The sequence below is a fragment of the Stenotrophomonas sp. HMWF003 genome (assembly GCF_003061285.1).
GTDB lineage: Bacteria > Pseudomonadota > Gammaproteobacteria > Xanthomonadales > Xanthomonadaceae > Stenotrophomonas > Stenotrophomonas maltophilia_AP.
Genome location: NZ_QAIW01000014.1, coordinates 1 through 3,159, shown reverse-complemented (window position 1 = coordinate 3,159; position 3,159 = coordinate 1). Strand labels below are relative to the sequence as shown.

The following is a 3,159-nucleotide window of genomic DNA, read 5'->3' as shown; positions in this document are numbered from 1 at the left end:
GGTTGAGGGTCTGCAGCTGGGCCGGGCTGAGCCCCACCTGGGCCAGCGCCTGCGGGTCCACGCGCTGTTCGATTGCCACATACGGGGCCTGGGCGGCGGCCGTTGCGGCCAGCCAGACCATGCCCACACCCGCCAGAACCTGCCACCTGCGCATTGCCTGCTCCACTGCCTGTTGATGCTCGATGGCGGCACTGTGCTGCACTTTCATGGCAGCCAGATGACAGCGCGGCCGGTCGCGCCGGGCGCTGAGGCCGGCAGGGGGTAAAATGGCCGCCAGCCGCGCAGCCGCGCCGGCGGTATTGGACGTCACATGATCAACAACGATGTACTGCGCAGCATCCGCTACATGCTCGACCTCAGCGACGGCATGATCGCCGACACCTGTGTCCTGGCCGATCCGGCCTTCGTGATCGACAAGGCCGACGTGGCCGGTTGGCTGCGCAAGGAGGACGAGGAAGGCTTCGTGGCCTGCGACGACCGCACCCTGGCGCACTTCCTGGACGGGCTGATCGTGCACTTCCGTGGCCGCGACGAGAGCCAGCCGCTGCGCCCGGTGGAAAAGCGCATCACCAACAACCTGGTGCTGAAGAAGCTGCGCGTGGCCTTCCAGCTGAAGGACGTGGACATGCACGAGATCTTCCAGCAGGCCGGTTTCCCGGTGTCCAAGCCGGAGCTGTCGGCGCTGTTCCGCCAGCCGGACCACAAGAACTACCGCGCCTGCGGTGACCAGCTGCTGCGCAATTTCCTGAAGGGCCTCACCCTGCGCGTGCGCGGCGCCTGAGCCCCACGCTGGCACGTGGCTCCGCCTGCGGGGTCACGTGCTGCAGCAGTTCCTGCATGAAGGCCCGCGCCGCCGGCGTGGGCAACCGCGACCACACCGCATGCACGCGCCGCACGGGCGCATCCTGGATGGCCACGCGCGCCACGCCGGTGAAGCCGGCGGCGATGGCCACCGGCACGATGCCCACCGCCAGCCCCTGCTGGACGAAGCGCTCGATGAGCGACATGTGGTTGATCTCGAACGGCACCCGATGCGGCAACCCGGCGGCGGCGAAGGCTTCGTCGGTCTGGCGGCGTGCGCCACTGCCATACTGGAAATCCACCAGCGGCAGCTCGGCCAGGGTGGCCAATGACAGGCGCTTGCGGCTGGCCAGCGGGTGGCTCGGTGGCAGCACGGCCACCATGGATTCTTCGGCGAGCAGGCGGTGGCACGCACCGTCGATGGCGGTACCGGGCGACAGGCCTACCAGCGCGACATCCACGCGGCGCTCGCGCACGTCTTCCATCAGCACTTCGCTCTTGTCCATGCGCAGGCGGAATTCCACCTGCGGGTAGCGCGTGTGGAAGGCGGCCAGGCAGGCCACCAGGTCCACGGCGGTGAGCGAGGTGATCTGGCCGATGGTGAGGGTGCCGCGCACCTGGCCGGCCACGGCGGCCACGTCTTCGCGCAGGTGCCGCAGCGAATCCAGCACCTGGCGGGCGTGGCTGAGCAGCGCTTCGCCGGCCGGGGTGACCCGCACCTGGCGCGGCAGGCGTTCGAACAGGGTGGCCTGCAGTTCTTCTTCAAGATGGGCGATCTGGTGGCTGAGCGCGGACTGCACCACGTGGCAGCGCGCGGCGGCGCGGGTGAAGTTGCGCTCTTCGGCCAGGGCCACGCAGAACTCGAGCTGTTTGAGGTTCACGCCGGCATCTCCATTACCCATCTATTTTTCAGATGCGTTGGATGATAACTATTCATTTCCATCATCGCGAAGGGAGGCGGACACTGGCGTCCCCCTGGAGTCTGGACGCGTCATGACCGCCGATGTACACACCCCGTTGAGCCGCTGGCAGGTGCTGTTGATGGCCTTTGCCACCGGCGTGGCGGTGGCCAGCAATTACTACGCCCAGCCGCTGCTGCACACCATTGCCGGCGAGTTCGGGGTGTCGTTCGGCCGCGCGGGCACGCTGGTGACGGCGGCGCAGCTGAGCTATGGCGTGGGCGTGGTGCTGCTGGTGCCGCTGGGCGACATGTTCGAGCGGCGGCGGTTGATCGTGGTGATGTCGTTGTTGTCGGCGTCGGGGTTGGTGGTGAGCGCGTTGAGCCACGAATTCGCTTGGCTGCTGGTGGGCACGGCGATCACCGGGTTGTTCTCGGTGGTGGCGCAGGTGCTGGTGCCGTTCGCTGCCACGCTGGCGCGGCCGGAAGAGCGTGGCCGGGTGGTGGGCACGGTGATGAGCGGGCTGCTGCTGGGCATCCTGCTGGCGCGCACGGTGGCCGGGGCGTTGTCGTCGCTGGGCGACTGGCGCTGGGTGTACTGGATGGCGGCGGCCACCCTGGTGCTGACCACGTGGGTGCTGTATCGCACGTTGCCGCGTTTCCATCAGCACGCGGGCCTGAGTTACGGGGCGTTGCTGCGTTCGATCGGCACGCTGTTCGCGCAGGAGCCGGTGTTCCGGCTGCGCACGCTGCTCGGGGCGCTGAGCTTTGCGATGTTCGCGATGTTCTGGACGCCGCTGGCCTTCCTGCTGGCGGGCGCGCCGTACCACTACAGCGATGCGACGATCGGGCTGTTCGGGCTGGTCGGCGCGGCGGGCACGCTGGCGGCCGGTGTGGCCGGGCGGATGGCGGACCGTGGCAAGGCGGCGTTGGCGACGACACTGGCGCTGGTGCTGCTGGCGGCGTCGTGGTTGCCGCTGGGCTTTTCGACGCAGTCGCTGGTGGCGCTGGTGGTGGGCGTGCTGGTGCTGGACCTGGCGGCGCAGTTGCTGCACGTGAGCAACCAGAACGTGGTGTTCGCGCTGCGACCGGAAGCACGCAACCGGCTCAATGCGGGGTACATGACCGGGTACTTCATTGGCGGGTCGTTGGGGTCGCTGGTGTCGGCGCAGGTGTATGGCGCGTTCGGCTGGACCGGGGTCTGCGTGACCGGCGCGGGCGTGGCTACGGTGGCGATGGCGGTATGGGCGGTGGCGGTGGTGGCGGGGAAACGCGCCGCCCGGTAGAGCCGACCGTTGGTCGGCTGTATTGCGCGCCGCCCGGTAGAGCCGACCGTTGGTCGGCTGCATTGCGCGCCGCCTGGGGCAGCCGACCAACGGTCGGCTCTACCGGATGGGGTGTGCGCCCGGCGGTCGGAATACCGCGCGGGGTGGGTGGGCGCTCCGTTAGAAGGCGGTTTG

The 3,159-nt window shown here is 68.9% G+C and carries 3 protein-coding genes and 1 pseudogene; 2 read left to right on the top strand and 2 right to left on the bottom strand.

What is annotated here, in order from left to right; genetic code table 11:
• Window positions 1-208: pseudogene (locus DBR34_RS00520) on the bottom strand (hypothetical protein); the annotation flags it as partial.
• A gap of 102 nt (window positions 209-310) precedes the next feature.
• Here DBR34_RS00520 and DBR34_RS00515 point away from each other — a divergent pair.
• Entirely contained in the window at window positions 311-781 is a 471-nt protein-coding gene (locus DBR34_RS00515; RefSeq protein WP_128095263.1) for a DUF1456 family protein, read from the top strand.
• Here DBR34_RS00515 and DBR34_RS00510 read toward each other — a convergent pair.
• The gene (locus DBR34_RS00510; RefSeq protein ID WP_128095262.1) at window positions 756-1,682 is read right to left on the bottom strand and encodes a LysR substrate-binding domain-containing protein; all 927 of its coding nucleotides are present in this window, start codon (window positions 1,680-1,682) and stop codon (window positions 756-758) included. The two genes, DBR34_RS00515 and DBR34_RS00510, sit on opposite strands and share 26 nt — an antisense overlap.
• Window positions 1,683-1,794: 112 nt before the next feature.
• Here DBR34_RS00510 and DBR34_RS00505 point away from each other — a divergent pair, with 112 nt between their 5' ends.
• On the top strand, window positions 1,795-2,985 hold the full coding sequence (locus DBR34_RS00505) for an MFS transporter (protein WP_128095261.1): 1,191 nt from the start codon (window positions 1,795-1,797) through the stop codon (window positions 2,983-2,985).
• The last annotated feature ends 174 nt before the right edge of the window (window positions 2,986-3,159 follow it).

What these genes read in the sequence shown, in the direction of transcription:
- DBR34_RS00515 (WP_128095263.1), top strand. Translation starts at nt 311, where the DNA reads ATGATCAACAACGATGTACTGCGCAGCATCCGCTACATGCTCGACCTC.
- DBR34_RS00505 (WP_128095261.1), top strand. Translation starts at nt 1,795, where the DNA reads ATGACCGCCGATGTACACACCCCGTTGAGCCGCTGGCAGGTGCTGTTG.